General features: G+C 64.0%; 16 protein-coding genes and 1 tRNA gene. All 17 read right to left on the bottom strand.

The annotated features are described in order from the left end of the window. Positions 1-27: 27 nt before the first annotated feature. A complete protein-coding gene (locus tag ACZ46K_RS13525) occupies positions 28-594 on the bottom strand; it encodes a hypothetical protein (protein ID WP_054809503.1) in 567 nt (188 codons plus the stop codon). Between the two features lie 47 nt (positions 595-641). Continuing rightward, on the bottom strand, positions 642-1,889 hold the full coding sequence (locus ACZ46K_RS13520; RefSeq protein WP_054805072.1) for an MCE family protein: 1,248 nt from the start codon (positions 1,887-1,889) through the stop codon (positions 642-644). Next, positions 1,886-3,187 carry an MCE family protein gene (locus tag ACZ46K_RS13515; RefSeq protein WP_054809504.1) on the bottom strand — a complete coding sequence of 434 codons (1,302 nt, stop codon included), beginning with the start codon at positions 3,185-3,187 and terminating at the stop codon, positions 1,886-1,888. The genes ACZ46K_RS13520 and ACZ46K_RS13515 overlap by 4 nt, the downstream gene beginning before the upstream one ends. Before the next feature lie 29 nt (positions 3,188-3,216). Next, complete coding sequence (locus tag ACZ46K_RS13510; protein WP_464748700.1) at positions 3,217-4,479, bottom strand: MCE family protein; 1,263 nt, start codon at positions 4,477-4,479, stop codon at positions 3,217-3,219. Then, complete coding sequence (locus tag ACZ46K_RS13505; protein WP_054805071.1) at positions 4,479-5,477, bottom strand: MCE family protein; 999 nt, start codon at positions 5,475-5,477, stop codon at positions 4,479-4,481. The genes ACZ46K_RS13510 and ACZ46K_RS13505 overlap by 1 nt, the downstream gene beginning before the upstream one ends. After that, positions 5,474-6,553: an MCE family protein gene (locus tag ACZ46K_RS13500; RefSeq protein ID WP_054805070.1), complete on the bottom strand. Its 1,080-nt coding sequence runs from the start codon at positions 6,551-6,553 to the stop codon at positions 5,474-5,476. Before ACZ46K_RS13500 ends, ACZ46K_RS13505 begins: the two co-directional genes overlap by 4 nt. Continuing rightward, on the bottom strand, positions 6,550-7,920 hold the full coding sequence (locus ACZ46K_RS13495; protein WP_464748698.1) for an MCE family protein: 1,371 nt from the start codon (positions 7,918-7,920) through the stop codon (positions 6,550-6,552). Before ACZ46K_RS13495 ends, ACZ46K_RS13500 begins: the two co-directional genes overlap by 4 nt. Continuing rightward, positions 7,917-8,777, bottom strand: a complete 861-nt coding sequence (locus ACZ46K_RS13490; protein ID WP_054805069.1) for an MlaE family ABC transporter permease — start codon at positions 8,775-8,777, stop codon at positions 7,917-7,919. The genes ACZ46K_RS13495 and ACZ46K_RS13490 overlap by 4 nt, the downstream gene beginning before the upstream one ends. Before the next feature lie 4 nt (positions 8,778-8,781). Beyond that, the gene (locus ACZ46K_RS13485; RefSeq protein WP_054809495.1) at positions 8,782-9,573 is read right to left on the bottom strand and encodes an MlaE family ABC transporter permease; all 792 of its coding nucleotides are present in this window, start codon (positions 9,571-9,573) and stop codon (positions 8,782-8,784) included. Between the two features lie 8 nt (positions 9,574-9,581). Further along, positions 9,582-10,682 (bottom strand): ABC transporter ATP-binding protein, encoded by a 1,101-nt coding sequence (locus ACZ46K_RS13480; protein ID WP_464749310.1) that lies wholly within the window; start codon positions 10,680-10,682, stop codon positions 9,582-9,584. A 334-nt stretch (positions 10,683-11,016) separates the two neighbouring features. Next, positions 11,017-11,403: a 50S ribosomal protein L7/L12 gene (rplL, locus tag ACZ46K_RS13475; RefSeq protein WP_054805067.1), complete on the bottom strand. Its 387-nt coding sequence runs from the start codon at positions 11,401-11,403 to the stop codon at positions 11,017-11,019. Between the two features lie 125 nt (positions 11,404-11,528). After that, a complete protein-coding gene (rplJ, locus tag ACZ46K_RS13470; protein WP_054805066.1) occupies positions 11,529-12,056 on the bottom strand; it encodes a 50S ribosomal protein L10 in 528 nt (175 codons plus the stop codon). 423 nt (positions 12,057-12,479) lie between these two features. Beyond that, positions 12,480-13,193, bottom strand: a complete 714-nt coding sequence (rplA, locus tag ACZ46K_RS13465) for a 50S ribosomal protein L1 (protein ID WP_464748695.1) — start codon at positions 13,191-13,193, stop codon at positions 12,480-12,482. An 84-nt stretch (positions 13,194-13,277) separates the two neighbouring features. Beyond that, on the bottom strand, positions 13,278-13,712 hold the full coding sequence (rplK, locus tag ACZ46K_RS13460; protein ID WP_006552290.1) for a 50S ribosomal protein L11: 435 nt from the start codon (positions 13,710-13,712) through the stop codon (positions 13,278-13,280). 79 nt (positions 13,713-13,791) lie between these two features. Continuing rightward, complete coding sequence (gene nusG / locus ACZ46K_RS13455; RefSeq protein WP_054805063.1) at positions 13,792-14,577, bottom strand: transcription termination/antitermination protein NusG; 786 nt, start codon at positions 14,575-14,577, stop codon at positions 13,792-13,794. 48 nt (positions 14,578-14,625) lie between these two features. Continuing rightward, positions 14,626-15,051 (bottom strand): preprotein translocase subunit SecE, encoded by a 426-nt coding sequence (gene secE / locus ACZ46K_RS13450; protein WP_054805078.1) that lies wholly within the window; start codon positions 15,049-15,051, stop codon positions 14,626-14,628. 33 nt (positions 15,052-15,084) lie between these two features. After that, positions 15,085-15,157, bottom strand: a tRNA-Trp gene (locus ACZ46K_RS13445). Positions 15,158-15,205: the final 48 nt, after the last annotated feature.

Below are 15,205 nucleotides of genomic sequence, written 5' to 3'. Positions count from 1 at the left end.
CACTGCTGATCGAGATGTCGTTGCAGGTCACGGTGTCGCTGCACCCTCCGGTACAGGTTCGGCGGGCGCAGGTTCGGCGGGCGCCGACTGTGCACCCGGGACCGGCCCCTCCTCCATCCCGACCGACCCGAGGGGCTCGATCGTCACCGCTTTCCAGACGTCGCCGTCCTTTGCCATCGAGGCGTTCACCGACACCTTGTTGACGGTGAAGTACTCCGGGGTGTTCGTACGCACCGCGAGCACGACGAGCGCTTTCGCTTCGTCGTCGTCGGTGTTCAGTTCGGTCAACGACCCGAAGAGAACCTCAGCAGACATGCTGGTGCCGGTCGCGGCGACCTGGTCGCGGATCTGCTGCTCGGTAGCGGCGAGATCGTTGCGCAACGCATCACCGGTGATCGACGAGCGCATGTTGTCGAGCGAGGCATCGACATTCTGTGCATCGACACTGTTGAGGTTGATCGTCGCCTGGAACGCGCCTGCCAACGCGGCATCGCGTGTGTCGGCCACGGAACGATCGACGATCAGTGCCTTCGCCCAGCCGAATCCGAACCATACGACGGCCACCAAGGCGACCACCGCCAGCGCGCTCACGATCGACAGGGCGACGGTTCTTGCTCTCACTCCAATAACCTACTCACTGCTCACTTCGGGGTGACTCCGAGAAGCGGCGCCAGCTGCGTCGCCACCGGATTCAGATTGAGCTTGTCGGGATCCTTCTTCGGGGTGAAATCCCACGGCTGGATGGTCGCGGGATCGGCGAACACGATCCGGTTCGCGCTGCGCACGCCGGTCACGCTGCCTTGCGGTGCCTCACACGACGCTTCCGTGTTGAACGGGAAGTCCTGCGCATGATCATCGAAGTTCGGGTCTTCCGCGCGCATCTGCTCGATGATCTCGTGCGTTCCCTCGTATCCGAGGGTGCACGACGGCGGGTTGTTCGTCTCCAGCACGATGCCCTGCCTCACCGTACCGTCGCCCGGGGCCACGGTACCGGCGCTGGCCGCCACGGCCGGAAGGAACGCCAACAGCGGCTGCAGTGCGATCGCTTGAGGTGCGAGGGTCTCGCCGAGCGCGGCGAGGTTGGTCAGATTCGCGGTCAGTCCGGGACCCGAATCCGCAATCAGGCGGTTCAGCTCATCGCTCGCAGTGGTTCCCGTCTCGATGAGCCGGCGGATGTCGGGGTCGCTGTCGCGCAGTTGCGCGGTGATCAGGTCGAGATCGGAGCTGAATTGCATGATCGCGGACGCCTGCTCGGACTGTGTGTCGAGCACGGTCCGGCTGTCGCGGATCAACGTGACGGTCTGCGGCAGGTATTCGACACCCGAGTCACTGAGCTGCGCGAGCGAATCGACGAGAACCTGTAGTTCGTCGCCACGGCCGTCGAACGCGTCGCCGAGTTCGGTGACGACCGTGTGCAGTGCGTCCGTCGGCACCGACCGTGTCAGTTCGTTGGTGCTCACCAACAGGTCTTCGACGGGCACCGGAAGGTCGTCGGCCGTCGATTCGATGACCGAACCGTCGACGAGGTACGGACCTTCATCGGTGGGCGGTCGAAGATCGACGTACTGCTCGCCGATCGCCGATCGGTTCGCGACCACGGCCTGAGCTGATGCCGGGATCCTCGGTCCGCCGTCGTCGAGCTTCAATTCGACATCGATACCGTCGCTGGTCAGGGAGAGGGTGCCCACCCGACCGACAGGGACACCTCGGTAGGTGACTTCTGCATTCTTGAATACACCGCCCGAACTGGGGAATCGGGCGTTCACGGTGTACTGGCCGAACCCCATGAGATTGTCCAACCGGACGTAACGGGCACCGACGAAGACCACGCCGAGCAGCGCGATGACGACGAATGCCACGAGCTGAATCCTCACCAGCCGCGATCTCATCGGCCACCCCCGATTCCGAGCTGATCCATCAGGCCCTCCAGCGGGTTGGGCGGCGGGGGCGGTGCGGGCGCACGGTCTGAGCCGGCCTCACCGATACCGGGGATCTCGATGCCCTCCGGCAGCGCTACACCTTCGGGAAGCGTCAGGAGGTCGGGGAACGTCGGAGCGGGCAGTAGGGGCACCAACGACACCGTCGGCCACCCCACGCGCGGTCCGTTTCCGTCGTAGTACGGGTTGGACGGGTCGATGACAGGCTTCGGATTTCCGAACTTCGGCTGCCGATAGACCGGCTCGCCCTGACCCACGCCGAGTGAGGCGAGTGCGTCGCCGATCTGCAGGTCGACGATGAGGAACAGGTTCATGGAACCGCCCACGATGATGTCCTCGACACTGTCCGGGAACGGCACCGTCGGGATGAACGAGAGGGACTGCACGAGGTCGTCGCCCGACGCAGCGAGGGCCTGCAGAGTCGGGCGCAGCGCGAGCAGGTCGGCGATGAGATCGTCCTTCGACCGATCGAGAATATCCGTGCCGACGGTCCCGAGCCGATCGAGCTGCACCAGGAGTTGCGTGAGCTCCGGTCGCTGCTGTTCGAGCACCTCCGTCGCAACCGGTAGGTCGTCGAGGATCGCGGCGACCTGATCGTTCTGCGCTGCGACCCGCTCGGACAACGCGTCGAGGCCATCGATCGCGCGGGTGATGTCGTCGCGCTGTTGCTCGAGTCCGGTGATCAGGGATTCGGCCTCCTCGATGAGACTGCGCGTAGTGCCTTCCCGACCGTCGAACGCCGTCGACAACTCTTCGATCACGGGCGCGAGCTGCCCCACACCGCCACCGTTGAGCAGCAACGACAGGGCGCCGAGCACGGGTTCGATCTCGGTCGCGTGCCGTGTCCGTGCGAGGGGAATGGTGGCGCCGTCCACCAGTTCGCCCGTCGCCGGCTCGTCCGACGGCGGTGCGAGCTGCACGAATTTCTCGCCCAGCAGACTGCTCTGCTCGACGACGGCGAACGTGTTGGCGGGCAGGTCGGCCGCAGAATTGAGGACGATCTCGACGTCGGCGGTCCAGCCCTCCCCTGCCACATCGATCGACTCGACGCGACCCATCGGCACGCCGTCGACCTTGACGGTCGACTGCGGCACCAGATCGAGGACATCGTCGAATTCGATGCTGACCCGGATCGGATCGTCACCGAGATCGGCACCGCCGGGCAGCGGAACGTCGTAGATGCCACCGCAACCGGAGACCGTCACTGCGACGACGCATGCCCCCACACCGACGAGCGTCGAACGCGGCAGGCTCGTCCGTCCATGGGCCACCGTGCGCCTCACTGGCCGCCTCCCTCTCCGCTCACGTCCAGCCGCGGCGACACCACTCCCGGCACCGTGCCCGGGACGACCTGCCGCTGAATGTTCTCGCCGCTCATGATCCCGAACGGCAGGATCAGGTCGGGTGACCTCACGTCCTCGGTGATCTGCCCCATGATGTCGCCGCAGCGGTCGATCACGGGCTGCATCTGCCGTCCGAGCGCTTCGAACTCGGGGTCGCCGGGCATCAGCTTGCCCACGTCGATCAGCTTGCAGAGGACCGCGGCAGGGTCCTCGAGCTCGGGCAGGACCAGGCGCGACGACAACGAACCCGATTCCGCGTCGTACGAGTTGACGAGGTTGCTCACCGCGAGGGGAAGCAGCGTCAAGGAGTTCACAAGGGACTGACGATTGTTCGCCAGGTTCTCCGTGACAGGAACCAACGCGTCGACGTTGTCCTTGACCGCGTCCTGGTTGTCGCGCACAAACGTCGTGACGTCCCCGAGGCTCATGGAAAGCTGCTCGAGCGCCTCACCGAGGTTCTGGCGTTCCCCTGCGAGAAAGCCCGACAGGTCGGCGAGCTGAGTGTTGAACTGCCGTACCTGCTGGTCGTTGGCCGCGAGTGCACTCACGAAGATCTGCAGGTTCTCTATGGTTCCGAAGAGATCACCGCGCGATTCGTTGAGTGTGCGTGCGGCAGCGGACAACTCGTCGATGCTCTGACCGAGCGCCGCACCGTTTCCTTCGAGATTCTCGGCTCCGACCTCCACGAATTCGGTCAGCGCACCGTCGGCGTTCGCGCCCTGGGGCCCGAGCGCCCGCGCCAGTTCGTCGATGCTCGCATACAACTCGTCGACCTCGACGGGAGTGGCCGTGCGTTCGCGGTCGATGACCGCGCCGTTGCTCATCGTCTCGCCACCGGAGTACGCGGGGGTGAGCTGAACGTAGCGGTCGGCGACCACGGAAGGCGTGATCTGCACCGCCCTGGCGTCTGCCGGAATGTCCACCCCACGATCGACGCGCATGTCGACCTTGACGATCTCTCCCTGAGGTTCGACCGAGGTGACACTGCCGACCTCGACACCGAGAACCCGCACGTCGGATCCTTCGTAGATCCCGACGGCCTTGTCGAAATAGGCGGTGACCGTTGTCGTTCCGGCGCGGGTGAACACCCACCACAAGGCACCGGCGACCACGAGGGCCGCAGCTACCGCAAGGGCGATGAGCGCAATTCGCCGACGCCCGCCCTGGTTCGGGGATTCGGCGTTTTCTGCGTGTGCCATCAGTTCCCCCCTCCCAAGGTGCGACCCGGTTCGCGGTATCCCGGGATCTCGGGCAGACCCGGCGGAGTGAGGTTCACGACCACCTGGTCGAACCAGCGTCCGTTGCCGACCACATTGGAATACAGACGCACGAACGGCTCGTACAGCTTCATCGCCCTGTCGAGGTTGTCGTTGTTGTCCTGCAGGATCTGTACGACGCCGCGCAGGTTCTCGAGCGCAGGACCGATCTGTTCCTGGTTCTCGACCACGAGCGCCGAGAGCTCCGTCGAAAGCCGCTTCGTCCCGTCGAGCAGTTGCGAGATGGCCTGCTGACGGTTGTTGAGCTCGGTGATCAGCAAGGCTCCGTCGCTGAGCAGGCGATTGAACTCGACGTTCCGGTCGGCGAGGATCTGCGACACGTTGCCGGTGGCCTCGAGAAGCCGCTTGAGTTCCTTGTCGCGGCTCGAGATCGTCTCCGACAACCTGCTCACGCCGTCGAGCGACGCGCGGATGTCATCGGGGGTCTCTGAGAACGCGCCGGCCAAGGTTTCGAAACTCGTTGCGAGCTGGTCGGAATCGATGTCGCCGAGAGTCGTGGCCGCGGACGAGAACGCCTCGATCACGTCGTACGGCGAGACCGTGCGGTCCAGCGGAATCCGGTCGTCCGGGTCGAGGACCTCGGCGCCACTCGGATCCAGCGCGAGGTACTTCTGACCGAGGATCGTCTTGATCTGGATCGATGCCGACGTGTTGTCTCCGACCCATGCGTCCTGCACTCGGAACGACACGACGACGCGATCACCTTCGAGTTCGACTGCGCTGACCGTCCCGACTTTGACTCCGGCGATGCGGACCTCGTTGGTGGGTTTGAGTCCTGCGGCCTCGCTGAACTCGGCCTTGTAGGTCGCCCCGGCACCGATGATCGGCAGCGAGTCGAGAAAGAATGCGGACAGTGTCGCCAGCAGAATCACGACGATGCCCAGGGCACCGGCGGCTGCCGGACTGCGGCGTGTACTCATCGTCCCTGCAACTCCTGCATCCCCTCCTGCGTGCATCGCTGCGCCGCATTCGTGTATATGGGCTGGTTCACGGTGGGTAGCCCTGTGGGGAGGTTCAGGTAAGGCACCGAGCCTGGCCCGGCGATGATGTCGATACCGCACAGGTAGAACTGGAACCACGACCCGTAGCTGGCGACACGGCCGAGTTTCTCCAGCTTGACGGGCAGGTTCGCGAGCACGTCGTTCACCTCACCGCTGTTCGCGTTGAGGTTGCCGGTGAGCTCGTTCAGCGCGGTGATCGACTGCGTGACCGACGAGCGGGTCGGCTCCAGCACGTCCGCCACCGCATCGGTCAGGCCCGCGAGGGACTGTACCGACGAACCCACCGTGTCGCGATCCGCGGCGAGACCGCTGACGAGCGCCTGGGTGTTCACCAGGAGCGAGTCGAGTTGTTCGTCGCGCTCGTCGATCGTGGTGAGGACAGTGTTCAGATTGTCGATGACGGCACCGATCACCGCGTCCTTGTCGGCGATCGTGTTCGTCAGGCTTGCAGTGCTGCGCACGAGATCGTCGATTGTGCCCGTTTCACCTTGGAAGACCTGGATGATCTGGAATGACAGCTTGTTGACGTCGTCGGCGCTCAGCGTCTGGAACAGCGGGCGGAACCCGTCGAACAGTGTTGTGAGGTTGACGGCCGGCCGGGTCCGTTCGATGGGGATGGTGTCCCCTTCGGTCATGCGCAGACCCTGGTCACCCTCTCCCTGTCCCAACGCGATGTAGCGCTGACCGACCAGATTGCGGAAGCGAAGGGCCGCGGTCGACGTTGCAGGAAGCCAGTCGCGTTGCCCGACGGAGAACGTCACGCGGGCCTCGCGTTCGTTGACGATCGCGATCTCGTCGACCTGACCGACCTTGACACCTGCGATCCGCACGTCGTCGCCCTCGTTGAGTGAGGTCACGTCGGAGAACACCGCGTGGAACTTCGTTCCTCCGCTTCCTCCGACGCTCGCGATGGTAGCGGCGAGGACACCGGTCGCGAGGATGGTGACCACAGCGAACACGATCAGCTTGATCAGTGGTGAAGCAAGACCTCTCACTGGAAGCTCACCTCCGCGCCGCGAAGTGCAGGGGCGCCCAGCCGCGTCGTCCACGCCGGGACGTCCTGCGGTGCGATTCCGGTGGCCTGGCCGTAGATCACGTCGAGGGTGTCCTGCTCCGCACGTGAGCCCTCGTACGAGACCGGGGTCGCGGAGTCCGACCCGGAGAGTCCGATGATGGTAGCCACGTCGTCAGGCACGCCCGAATCTTCGGGCGCAGGGAACATCGGGATCGACGCAGGGCCCGGGTTACGGGACGGCACCTGGTAGGAACCGTCGTTGATCGAGCCTCCGGGATACTGCGGGAAGAACCGGCCCGGCTCGGTGACCTCGTCGTAGCATGCGGGACCACGGGTGTCGAGCAGACGCGGTTCGTCCTGATTGGGCAGGTAACGACCCTTGGGATTCGTGAACTGGATGTTCGCGCGCGCAGCGGGGAACGGGTCGTCGGCGGCGAGCAGTTCCACTGCGGCGGGCTTCGCTTCTGCGAAGCCCCGGAACGTGCACTGGAACGACGGCGAATACCGAGCGAGCAACTGCAACGCTTCCTTGGAATCCGCGGCGATGCTGATCAGAGAGTCCGCGTTGGTCTGCAAGAAATCTGCGGTCGAAGCGGAGGCGCTGGTCGCGCTGGCCAGCAGGGTCCGGATCTGGTTCTGCTCCTCGACGACGGTGCCGCCGGTGGTCCGGAGGTTGTCGAGTGCATTGATGAGATCCGGAGCTGCCTCGGAGTAGGTCTGGGTGAAATCGGCGAGCCCACGCAGATCTTCCTGCAGCGTCGGTAGTTCCACGTTGACCTCTCGGAAGATCCGCTCGAGGTTGTCGACGGTCCGGCCGAGCGTCTCGCCTCGGCCGCTGAGTCCCTGAGCGAGTGCACCGAGGGTGTTCGCGAGGTCTTGCGGTGGAATCGCCTGCAGCAGCGGGAGCAATCCATCGAGTACCTCGCCGAGCTCGGCGGTCTTTTCGCTGGTGTCCTGCACGAGAACGTCGCCGGCCTGCAACGAACGACCGGGATCGTCCGGGATGATCAGCGACACGTATCGCTCGCCGAAGAGAGTCTTCGGCAGGAGCTGGCCGGTTGCGTTGGCCGGGATGCGATCGGCCTGGCTCGGGTCGATCGCGAGATGCGCAGTGACCTGGTTGTCGGAGGCGCTCGTCGACCGCACCTCCCCCACGATCACACCGCGCACCTTGACGTCGGCATTCTTGGGTAGTGCGTTGCCGACGCTGTCGGTGAGGAGTTCGACCTCGACGACCGTTTTGAAGGCCTTGTTGTAGATCGCGATGGTACCGGCGACGAACAGCGCCAGAACGAGGAAGAAGACGAGACCGAGCGTGCGCCGCCGCAGAGTCGATGTGTCGCTCATCCGGCCACCCTGACCGTGGTGCTCGTGCCCCAGATGGCAAGACTCAAGAAGAAGTCGAGCACCGCGATGGTGACGATCGCGGACCGCACCGCACGCCCGACGGCCACACCGACACCCGCGGGTCCGCCGCTCGCGTGGAATCCGTAGTAGCAGTGGATCAGGATCAGCACGAACGCGAACACCAGCACTTTCGCGAACGAATAGAGCACGTCTTCCGGTGGGAGGAACAGGTTGAAGTAGTGGTCGTACGACCCCGGCGACTGTCCGTTGAACAGTGTGCTGATCACCCGTGTCATGAGATACGCCGCAAGCAGGCCGACGATGTAGAGCGGAATGACCGCGACGAAGCCGGCGATCATCCTGGTGGTCACGAGGAACGGCACCGACGGGACGGCCATCACCTCGAGGGCATCGATCTCCTCGCTGATCCGCATCGCACCGAGCTGGGCCGTGAAACCACAGCCGACAGTCGCCGACAGCGCGAGCGCCGCGACGATCGGTGCGAGCTCACGGGTGTTGACGTAGGCGGACAGGAAGCCGGTGAGTACCGACGATCCGAGCTGTTCGAGCGCCGCGTAACCCTGCAGACCCACGACGACGCCGGTGAATCCGGACATCATCGCGATGACGCCGATGGTGCCGCCGATCACGGCCAGGGCACCGCTGCCGAAGGTGACCTCGGCGAGGAGCCGAAGCACTTCCTTGCGGTAGTGCGTGATGGTGCGCGGAATCCACCCGACTGCCCGCGCGTAGAACGACATCTGCTCGCCCGCGCGGTCGAGCAGGTTCAGTGGTGCGCGCAGCACTCTCCGGCCACGGATCAGAACGAGATCACCGCGCCCCTTGGCGATTGTCATCGGTTCAGGACCCCTTCGCCGGCACGACCTGCAGATACACCATCGTCAGAATCAGATTTGCAAAGAACAGCAACAGGAACGTGATGACGACGGTCTGGTTCACCGCTTCGCCGACACCCTTCGGCCCGGGGCCCGGATTCAGTCCCTTGTACGACGCGACGACGCCGGCGATGATGCCGAAGATCGCCGCTTTGAGCTCCGCCACATAGAGATCGGGAAGCTGGGCAAGCGCGGAGAAGGACGCGAGGTACGCGCCAGGGGTTCCGTCCTGAAGGATGACGTTGAAGAAGTACCCGCCCGCGATACCGACGACCGAGACCAGTCCGTTGAGGAGCAGGGCAACCAACACCATCGCGAGCACACGCGGCACCACCAACCGCTGGATCGGGTCGATGCCCAGCACCTTCATCGCGTCGATCTCCTCGCGGATGGTGCGCGATCCGAGATCCGCCGTGACTGCCGAACCCGCCGCGCCCGCAATCAGCAACGCGGTCACGATCGGACTGCCCTGCTGGATCACCGCGAGCACACTCGCCGCACCGGTGAACGATTCCGCACCGAGCTGCTTGATCAACGATCCGGTTTGCAGCGATACGACAGCACCGAACGGGATTGCCACCATTGCAGTGGGGAGGATCGTGACACTGGCGATGAACCAGGCCTGTTCGATGAATTCCCGGAACTGGAACGGACGTCGGAAGGTGTTGCGGACGACATCGAGGAACAGCTCGAAGATGTTACCGGCCTGGGTGAGCGCGCCGTGCACAGGGCGCACGAGCGAGGTACTTCCCCCCATCTGTTCTCCTACTTCATGCCGTGAGGCTGGTCGTATCCTTCGGGCGAGTACGCGGGGATCACCTGGGTGTCGTCGTCGCGGTAGTCGTGCTCGCGGTAGTCATGCTCGGGGTAGGCCGTCGCTGCCCCTTCGCCGTCGAGCGATTCGACGATCGCGGCCTGAGCGGCCGGTGGAAGCGTGTGCAGGATCTGGCGGACGCGGTCCTGACGCCGCCCCACTGCCTGTCGCACCGGCATACCCGGCGTCGCCTGCATCTGCGGAACGATGCCCTCGACATCCTCGACACCACCAGCATGGTGCCCGGCGTCCACGAGCGCCTGCTCGTGAGCCATCTGAGCTTCGTCCTTCTCCTCCGACATCCCGATCGGACCGATCATCGTGCCGTTGAGGAACTGCTTGACCACCGGCTCGTCCGACGTGAGCAACACCTCACGCGGACCGAACATAACCAACTGCCGGCGGAACAGCATTCCGATGTTGTCCGGCACCGTACGAGCCAGATTGATGTTGTGCGACACGATCAGAATCGTCGCGTCGATCTCCGCATTGATATCGATCAACGTCTGCGAGATGTACGTCGTGCGCACCGGGTCGAGACCCGAGTCCGGCTCGTCGACCAGGATGATCTCCGGATCGAGCACCAACGCGCGGGCGAGCCCGGCACGCTTGCGCATACCACCGGAGATCTCACCGGGAAGCTTGTCCTCGGCTCCGAGCAGACCCACCAGCTCGAGCTTGCTCATCACGATCTTGCGGATGTCCGACTCGGACTTCTTGGTGTGCTCACGAAGGGGGAAGGCCACGTTGTCGTACAGGTTCATCGAACCGAACAGGGCACCGTCCTGGAACAGCACCCCGAACAACTTGCGGATCTCGTACAGATCCTTGCTCGAGCACTGCAGGATGTCGGTGCCATCGATGATGATCGAGCCCTGCTCGGGACGCAACAGCCCGATCAGGGACTTGAGGAACACCGATTTGCCCGTCCCGGACGGACCCAGTAGTGCACTGACCTCACCGGCGGGCAGCGTCAGCGACACGTCCTGCCAGATCCGCTGCGAGCCGAAGGACTTGGTCAATCCCTCGACAGAAACCTCTACGCCCACGATTACCTCCACACTGTTTCGACGCCATCCACCCCTGTGGGTTGGGCCACTCTATCGCATCGAAGTGTTACCTGTGACAGTGAATACTACTTGCGAGTAAGTTGGCAAATCAAGACCCCAGCATAGGAATACTTATGCGATGACCTGCACTGATACACAATGGGTACCGTATTCGACAACCTTCGCAAATGCTCCGGAACACGCGGACGATTCCGATTCGGGCAGCAAAGGGCGTGCACACGACAAAAGCCGCCCCCGCGGATTCGAAATCCGTGGGGGCGGCTCTGCGTTCGCGCCACTGCGCGGGAGCAACTCCCGCTGAAGTGAGGAAACCGTCCTACTTGACGGTGACCTTGGCGCCGGCCTCTTCGAGCTTGGCCTTGGCGGCCTCTGCAGCGTCCTTGGCAACCTTCTCGAGGATCGGCTTCGGAGCACCCTCGACGAGGTCCTTGGCTTCCTTCAGGCCCAGGCCGGAGACGAGCTCGCGCACGACCTTGATGACCTGGATCTTCTTCTCGCCGGCACCTTCGAGGACGACGTCGAACTCGTCCTGCTCTTCAGCAGCCTCGGCAGCAGCGGCCGGAGCGCCGGCAGCAGCAACGGCAACCGGAGCAGCAGCGGTGACCTCGAAGGTCTCCTCGAACGCCTTCACGAACTCCGAGAGCTCGAGCAGGGTCAGTTCCTTGAACGCGTCGAGCAGCTCTTCGGTGGTGAGCTTCGCCATGGTGGCGGTCCTTCCTGATAAGTCCCATGTCGCTGATCCGCGACCGATTGGGAGGGTGCATGCCGGAGCATGCGTGGATGTATCTGTTTCGCGGTGATGCAGATTCGCGGTGATGCGGATCAGCGTCAGGCGGCTTCTTCTGCCGCCTTCTTCTCCTGCAGGGCGGCCGCGAGGCGAGCCACCTGGGAAGCGGGAGCATTGAACAGGCCTGCGGCCTTTGCCAAGTTGCCCTTCATCGCGCCGGCGAGCTTGGCCAACAGAACCTCGCGGGACTCGAGGTCCGCGATCTTGTTGACCTGGTCCACGGACAGCACGTCGCCGTCCATGTACCCGCCCTTGATGACGAGTGCCTTGTTGTCCTTCGCGAAGGCCTTGAGAGCCTTCGCGGCATCCACCGGCTCGCCCTTGACGAACGCGATGGCGGTCGGACCGACGAACAGATCGTCGAGACCCTCGACGCCCGCCTCAGCGGCAGCACGCTTGACCAGGGTGTTCTTGGCGACGGAGTAGGTCGCACCCTCTCCGAGCGCGCGACGCAGCGCGGTCAGACTTCCCACCGACAGGCCACGGTATTCCGTGACCACAGCGGCCGTCGAGGTCTTGAACTGCTCGGTGATCTCCTCAACTGCGGAGACCTTCTCGGGCTTTGCCATACTTCGCCTCCTCTCAGTTTCAGTCGTTTTCCCGGCGTCCCGAACGGGACGTCCCACCTGCGACAGGCGTTGGGCCGAGAAACGACGAACGCCCCGGCGCAGGGCACACGGGGCGTAAAAGGAGAAGGCGGTGGAATCCGGTTCGAACTCGAAGGCTCGACGCGCACATTCTCTCGCATCTCCCCTAACCTCGTCCTCCTGCGTGGGTCGCCGGACAAATCCGGACCTTCAACCGATTCCGCACGCGGAAAAGGTGACCAACGGTCTTGGGTAGAACATGATCGGGGTGAAGATCGGCACAATGCCGAACTACGTGGTAAAGACTAGCGGATGGAACGGCCGGAATGCAAAACGGTCGGCACGGGGGAAACCCGTGCCGACCGCTCTCTGCGTTCGTCGAACGACCGAAGGTGCTACTGCAGCCTATTCGGCAAGCTCGAGGAGGTTACGCGTACGCGCCGGATCCACCGGGATGCCCGGACCGGAGGTCGTCGCGATCGTGACCTTCTTGATGTAGCGCCCCTTCGCGCTCGACGGCTTCGCACGAAGCACCTCATCGAGAGCAGCAGCGTAGTTCTCGACCAGCTTGGTCTCGCCGAACGATGCCTTGCCGATCACGAAGTGCAGGTTCGAGTTCTTGTCGACGCGGAAATTGATCTTGCCGCCCTTGATGTCCGTCACAGCCTTCGCGACGTCCGGCGTGACCGTACCGGTCTTCGGGTTCGGCATGAGACCACGCGGGCCCAGAACACGAGCGATGCGGCCGACCTTGGCCATCTGATCCGGGGTCGCGATGGCGGCGTCGAAGTCCGTCCATCCACCCTGGATCCGCTCGATCAGATCCTCGGCACCGACGACATCCGCACCGGCAGCCTCGGCCTCTGCGGCCTTCTCGCCGACAGCGAAGACGACGACGCGGGCGGTCTTGCCCGTGCCGTGCGGCAGGTTCACCGTGCCGCGGACCATCTGGTCCGCCTTGCGCGGATCCACACCGAGGCGCATTGCGACCTCGACAGTGGCGTCGTAGTTCTTGGACGTGGTCTCCTCGACCAGCTTCGCTGCATCGAGCGGGCTGTAGAGGGCGTCCGGATCGATCTTCTCGGCGGCGGCGAGGTAAGCCTTGCTGCGCTTTGCCATGTTGTTTCCTAACTTCTCACCGATAGGTGAATGGTTCGGGAGTGGTGCGGGCCTGGCCGGCCCTCCCACACGTGCTTTCGGAGGTCAGCCCTCGACCGTGATACCCATCGAGCGTGCCGTACCGGCGATGATCTTCGCTGCGGCCTCGATGTCGTTCGCGTTGAGGTCTTCCTGCTTGGTCTTCGCGATCTCGCGCACCTGATCCATCGTCACCTTGGCGACCTTGGTCTTGTGCGGCTCACCGGAGCCCTTCTGCACACCAGCAGCCTTGAGCAGCAGCTTGGCGGCCGGAGGAGTCTTCAGCTTGAAATCGAACGAGCGGTCTTCGTAGACCGTGATCTCGACCGGCACCACATTGCCGCGCTGCGACTCGGTCGCTGCGTTGTAGGCCTTGCAGAACTCCATGATGTTGACGCCGTGCTGACCCAGCGCGGGGCCGACCGGCGGAGCCGGGTTGGCCTGGCCGGCCTGGATCTGGAGCTTGATGAGCCCGGCGATCTTCTTCTTCTTGGGGGGCATCTCTATTCCTAGTTTCTTGCTCGGTGTGGTTCTTGCGTATTCCTACTGCAAGCTTTCGTGTGTCGAAAGGATCGGCGAATCAGAGCTTCGAGACCTGAGTGAAGGACAACTCCACCGGGGTCTCGCGACCGAAGATCGACACCAGGACCTTGAGCTTCTGCTGCTCGGCGTTGACCTCGCTGATCGACGCGGGCAGCGTCGCGAACGGACCGTCCATGACGGTGACCGACTCGCCGATCTCGAAGTCGACCTCGATGGCCGGCTTGCTGGTGGCTGCGGGCGCCTGCTCGCCTGCTGCGGATGCACCTGCGGCGGGCTTCTTCTTCGCCTGCTGCGGAAGGAGGAACTTCACGACCTCCTTGATCGTCAGCGGCGACGGCCGAGACGTGGCACCGACGAATCCGGTGACACCGGGCGTGTTGCGCACGGCGCCCCACGATTCGTCGTTCAGCTCCATACGCACCAGGATGTAGCCGGGCAGCACCTTGCGATTGACCTGCTTGCGCTGCCCGTTCTTGATCTCGGTGACTTCTTCGGTGGGCACCTCGACCTGGAAGATGTACTCGCTCAGGTCGAGGTTCTGCACGCGGGTCTCGAGGTTGGTCTTCACCTTGTTCTCGTAGCCTGCGTACGAATGGATCACGTACCAGTCGCCCGGCTCGAGGCGCAGCTGCTTCTCGAGCGCTTCTGCAGGATCGACCTCGTCGGCGGTCTCGGCATCGGCCGGAGCGCCCGCCTCCACCGACTCTTCGGTCGCGGGTTCGTCGACGACCGCCTGGTCGACGATTGCCTCGTCGACAACGACCTCGTCCGAAACGCTCTCGTCGGCCGAGGGCTCGTAGGAGTCGTTCTCGGGGGTGCTCACCGGGGCACTTTCCTCTCGTCGATCACAATTTGCCTGCGCACGTACGCGCTAGCCGAACAACCAGTTGACACCCTGAGCGAACGCCAGGTCCAATCCGAAGATGACGGCAGTCATGACTGCCACGAAAGCAATGACGACGAGCGTGTAGGTCGTCAGCTGCTTGCGATTCGGCCAGATCACCTTGCGGAGTTCCGCAATGACCTCTCGGAAGAATCGACGCAGGCGCTTGAAGATGTTCTCGGACTTCTGCTGCGAGGACCGGTCGGTCGATTGGACCGCGGCCCGACGGGCAGGCGAGTCCTCGGCGTCTACAGAAGCGGATGTCTGCGCTGCGCCGGACCGGCGAACTGCGCGCTTACCACTCGGACGCGAAACCGACGAGGAAGCGTCGGGGGTTGCGCCGGTTTCCGTTCCAGCGTCACCGGGTGCAAACCCTCCGGTGTCGCCGTCGCGCCTACCGCGCTCCTCGCTCACATCGTTCCTCTCGGTCGCTGGGCAGTCCGGGTGCAGGGGCGACAGGACTTGAACCTGCAACCTGCGGTTTTGGAGACCGCTGCTCTGCCAATTGAGCTACGCCCCTTTGACCGATCATCGGCGTCGAGTCTTCGACACCTCATAGATCGGCCGA

The organism is Rhodococcus sp. JCM 9793, assembly GCF_055380405.1.
Note: the sequence above shows the minus strand (reverse complement) of the source record. Positions and strands in the feature narration are given on the sequence as shown.

Excerpts from the sequence above, each read along its gene's own strand:
- ACZ46K_RS13495 (WP_464748698.1), bottom strand. The coding sequence starts at position 7,920 with ATGAGCGACACATCGACTCTGCGGCGGCGCACGCTCGGTCTCGTCTTC.
- rplJ (WP_054805066.1), bottom strand. The coding sequence starts at position 12,056 with ATGGCAAAGCCCGAGAAGGTCTCCGCAGTTGAGGAGATCACCGAGCAG.
- rplK (WP_006552290.1), bottom strand. The coding sequence starts at position 13,712 with ATGCCCCCCAAGAAGAAGAAGATCGCCGGGCTCATCAAGCTCCAGATC.
- rplL (WP_054805067.1), bottom strand. The coding sequence starts at position 11,403 with ATGGCGAAGCTCACCACCGAAGAGCTGCTCGACGCGTTCAAGGAACTG.
- ACZ46K_RS13505 (WP_054805071.1), bottom strand. The coding sequence starts at position 5,477 with ATGAGTACACGCCGCAGTCCGGCAGCCGCCGGTGCCCTGGGCATCGTC.
- rplA (WP_464748695.1), bottom strand. The coding sequence starts at position 13,193 with ATGGCAAAGCGCAGCAAGGCTTACCTCGCCGCCGCCGAGAAGATCGAT.
- ACZ46K_RS13490 (WP_054805069.1), bottom strand. The coding sequence starts at position 8,777 with ATGACAATCGCCAAGGGGCGCGGTGATCTCGTTCTGATCCGTGGCCGG.
- ACZ46K_RS13485 (WP_054809495.1), bottom strand. The coding sequence starts at position 9,573 with ATGGGGGGAAGTACCTCGCTCGTGCGCCCTGTGCACGGCGCGCTCACC.
- ACZ46K_RS13520 (WP_054805072.1), bottom strand. The coding sequence starts at position 1,889 with ATGAGATCGCGGCTGGTGAGGATTCAGCTCGTGGCATTCGTCGTCATC.
- ACZ46K_RS13510 (WP_464748700.1), bottom strand. The coding sequence starts at position 4,479 with ATGGCACACGCAGAAAACGCCGAATCCCCGAACCAGGGCGGGCGTCGG.